The following is a 3,299-nucleotide window of genomic DNA, read 5'->3' on the forward strand; positions in this document are numbered from 1 at the left end:
CCGCGGGGGGGGTGCCCCCGGGCGGGCCGTTGGGCCCGCCCCCGATGATCCGGGGGGGCCCATCGGCCACCCCCGCGTCCGGACCGGGTCACCGGGGTACGGGCGTCACTTCCGTGGTGCGGGTGTCGTTAGGCGCTCGGGGTTGACTCGGGGGCGAAGGGATGACGGTATGCGGCAGTTTCCTCTGGAGTTGCGCCACGTGGCGCCCGGACGCGTGGTCGAGTGGCGGTTGCGGTCCACGGCCGTTGCGCAGGAGTCGGGCCGGGGTGACGCGGCCGGCAGATGGGCCTCGTTCAACCAGGACAAGCACTTCACCGTCGCCGAGGAGAGCCGCGGCGCCGACGACCCGGTCGCGTCGTGGCTGGCCATCACCTTCGAGGTCGAGGGCGCCCTCGACGAAAGGGCCCTCACCCAGTCCCTGCTGGGTTTCGTCCAGCGGCACGAGGTACTGCGCTCCGCGTTCCAGCGACTGGCCGGAGAGGTGGCGTGCCGGCCCCTGGCGGCCGGTGAACTCGCCCTTGAGGCCGAGCACGTGGCCTCGTTCGATTCGTCGGACCGGCTGCGCGACTTCCTGGTGGAGCGGTTCAAGCGCAGCATCGACACCCTGTCCTGGCCGCTGTTCACGATGGGAGCGGTGCTCCGCCCGGACTCCGCCACCGTCTACCTCGCCTTCGACCACATCGTCTGCGACGGCATGTCGATGCCGATCGTCGTCCGCGAGGTGATGACCGCCTACGAGGCCCTGCGCGGCGGCGGGGAAGCGGCGCTGCCGCCCGTCCCGAGCTACCTCGACTTCGCCGAGGAGCAGCGTCGCCGCTACCTGTCCATCGACGCGGACGACGAGCGGCTGGGCTACTGGAAGTCGTTCATCGCCCGCAACGGGGAGTTCTTCCCCCGCTTCCCGCTGGACCTGGGCGTGGAACCGGGCCGGATGTACCCGATCGTCAACGAGGCCTCCACCCTGCTGGACGCCGCCGAGGCCGAGGTGTTCGAGAAGGCCTGCCGGGAGGTGGACGGGAAGCCGTTCATGGCGGTGCTGGGCTCGGTCGCCGTGTGTCTGCGGGACGCCGGAGGGCCGGGCGTCTACCGCGGGTTCATGCCGGTCAGCGAGCGCGGGCGCGGTTCCTGGAACGATGCGGTGGGCTGGTTCGTCAACACCATGCCGATCGAGTTCGACGCCTCCCCCGGCAAGGACTTCGGCCAGGTGATGGCCGAGGTCCGGGCGGGCTTCGGCGAGATGATCGCGCACATCGACGTGCCGTTCGTACGGGCCTGGGAGCTGCTGGCGCCCGAGGAGTTCGCCGCCCGCTCCTGGCCGTACCCGGTCAACTTCTTCTCGTACATCGACATGCGCAAGTGCCGTGGTGCCGAGCGCCACCACGAGTGGCGGCCCGCCACGCACGTGTGGTCGGCGCGCGCGAACGGGGCCTGTTCCTGGTTCCAGCGGGACGCGGAGGGACTCCACATGAACTCGCTGTACGTGGACACCGCGGCCGCCCGCCGCACGATGGGCGATTTCCAGGAGGCGCTGCGCCGGACGGTGCGGAGCATCGCCCGCTCGGGCGGCTTCGGCCGGCCCGTGGGGCTCGCGGCGCCCCGGCGGTCCGGCGAGCAGTCGGCGCCGGTCAGGGCCTGACCTGCGGGAGGGCGGCGGCCCGGGCCAGCAGGAGGTCCCGCTCGCGTGCGTTGCGGGTGAGGGCGGCCGCCTTCTCGAACTCGGCGCGGGCCTCCGGTCCGCGTCCGAGCCGCTCCAGCAGGTCTCCCCGTACGGACGGCAGCAGGTGGTAGGAGCGCAGGGCGGGTTCCCGGGTGAGGGCGTCGACGAGCGGCAGGGCCGCTCCGGGGCCTTCGGCCATGGAGACGGCGACCGCCCGGTTCAGCTCGACCACCGGTGAGGGGACGAGCCGGACGAGCCGCCCGTAGAGGGCGGCGATGGCCGCCCAGTCGGTGTCCTCGTAGCGGACGGCCGCCGCGTGGCATCCGGCGATGGCGGCCTGGAGGGAGTAGGGGCCGGTGCCCGCGCGGTGCAGGGCGTCCACCCCGCGCCGGATGAGGAGGCGGTTCCAGCGGGCCCGGTTCTGGTCGGCGAGCAGGACCGGTTCACCGTCGGGGCCGGTGCGGGTGGCGGTGCGGGACGCCTGGAACTCCAGCAGCGCGCAGAGCCCGTGGACCTCGGGTTCCTTGGGCATCAGGGCGGCCAGCACCCGGGCGAGGCGCAGGGCGTCCTCGCACAGGGCGGGCCGGACGAGGTCGTCGCCCGCGGTGGCCGCGTACCCCTCGTTGAAGACGAGGTAGATGACCTCGAGGACGGAGGCGAGGCGCTGTTCGCGGTCGGCTCCGTACGGGACCTCGAAGGGCACCCCGGCCTTGGCCAGGGCCCGCTTGGCGCGGACGACGCGCTGGGCGACGGTGGGCTCGGACGTCAGGAAGGCGCGGGCGATCTCCTGGGTGGTGAGGCCGCCCACCAGGCGCAGGGTGAGTGCGATGCGGGCCTCGGTCGCCAGGACCGGATGGCAGGCGGTGAACACCAGGCGCAGCAGGTCGTCGTCGATGTCGTCCGGGTCGGCGGGCTCGGCGGGCGGCGGCACGTCCTCCAGGGTGCGGCCGACCTCCGCGAGTTTGCGGGCGTAGGTGTCCCTGCGGCGGACGAGGTCGACCGCCCGGTGCTTGGCCGTGGTCATGAGCCAGGCGCCCGGCCGGTCGGGGACGCCGGACCCGGGCCACTGTTCGAGGGCGGCGACCAGGGCGTCCTGGGCGATCTCCTCGGCGATGCCGACGTCCCGCACGATGCGGGTGACGCCGGCGATGATCCGGGGGGACTCGATCCTGAAGACCGCTTCGACCGCGCCGGCCGTGCTCTGTTCCGTCACGGCCACCCATCAGAGCAGCCGTGACGGAACAGGGCAAACGCGGCGCCGGGTGTACGGGCCGTGCGGGGCGTCACATCTCCTGGATCTGCCGGAGCTCGGCGCCGACGGTCCAGCTCTCCGGGTGGATCGACAGGAACCGCTTGGTCCATTCCAGGGCTTCGGCCTTGTCCTTGCACTGGAGGAGGGCGTAGCCGCCGACGACCTCCTTGGTCTCGGTGAAGGGGCCGTCGGTGAAGCTGAGCTTCCCGCCGGACCAGTCGACGCGGGTGGCCTCGGAGGTGGGGAGCAGTCCGGCGGTGTCGAGCATGACCCCGGCCTTGGTGATCTCCTCCATGAGGGCGCCCATGCGCTCCTCGAAGTCCTTGGGGAACTCCTCCGGGGGCAGGTCCTGCTCGTTGATGCGGATCAGGCTCAGGAAGCGCGGCATGG

At 72.5% G+C, this 3,299-nt stretch carries 3 protein-coding genes; 1 reads left to right on the forward strand and 2 read right to left on the reverse strand.

Going from position 1 to position 3,299, the window contains the following annotated elements; translation table 11 throughout:
- Window positions 1–169: 169 nt before the first annotated feature.
- Complete coding sequence (locus tag ACFV0Q_RS40040) at window positions 170–1,636, forward strand: condensation domain-containing protein (protein ID WP_385012842.1); 1,467 nt, start codon at window positions 170–172, stop codon at window positions 1,634–1,636.
- Here ACFV0Q_RS40040 and ACFV0Q_RS40045 read toward each other — a convergent pair.
- The gene (locus ACFV0Q_RS40045) at window positions 1,626–2,870 is read right to left on the reverse strand and encodes an RNA polymerase sigma factor (RefSeq protein ID WP_385012844.1); all 1,245 of its coding nucleotides are present in this window, start codon (window positions 2,868–2,870) and stop codon (window positions 1,626–1,628) included. The genes ACFV0Q_RS40040 and ACFV0Q_RS40045 overlap by 11 nt on opposite strands.
- Window positions 2,871–2,940: 70 nt before the next feature.
- Window positions 2,941–3,297 carry a YciI family protein gene (locus tag ACFV0Q_RS40050; protein WP_385012846.1) on the reverse strand — a complete coding sequence of 119 codons (357 nt, stop codon included), beginning with the start codon at window positions 3,295–3,297 and terminating at the stop codon, window positions 2,941–2,943.
- Window positions 3,298–3,299 lie beyond the last annotated feature (2 nt).

The organism is Streptomyces sp. NPDC059564 (genome assembly GCF_042735575.1).
Classification (GTDB): domain Bacteria; phylum Actinomycetota; class Actinomycetes; order Streptomycetales; family Streptomycetaceae; genus Streptomyces.

What these genes read in the sequence shown, in the direction of transcription:
- ACFV0Q_RS40040 (WP_385012842.1), top strand. Translation starts at nt 170, where the DNA reads ATGCGGCAGTTTCCTCTGGAGTTGCGCCACGTGGCGCCCGGACGCGTG.
- ACFV0Q_RS40050 (WP_385012846.1), bottom strand. Translation starts at nt 3,297, where the DNA reads ATGCCGCGCTTCCTGAGCCTGATCCGCATCAACGAGCAGGACCTGCCC.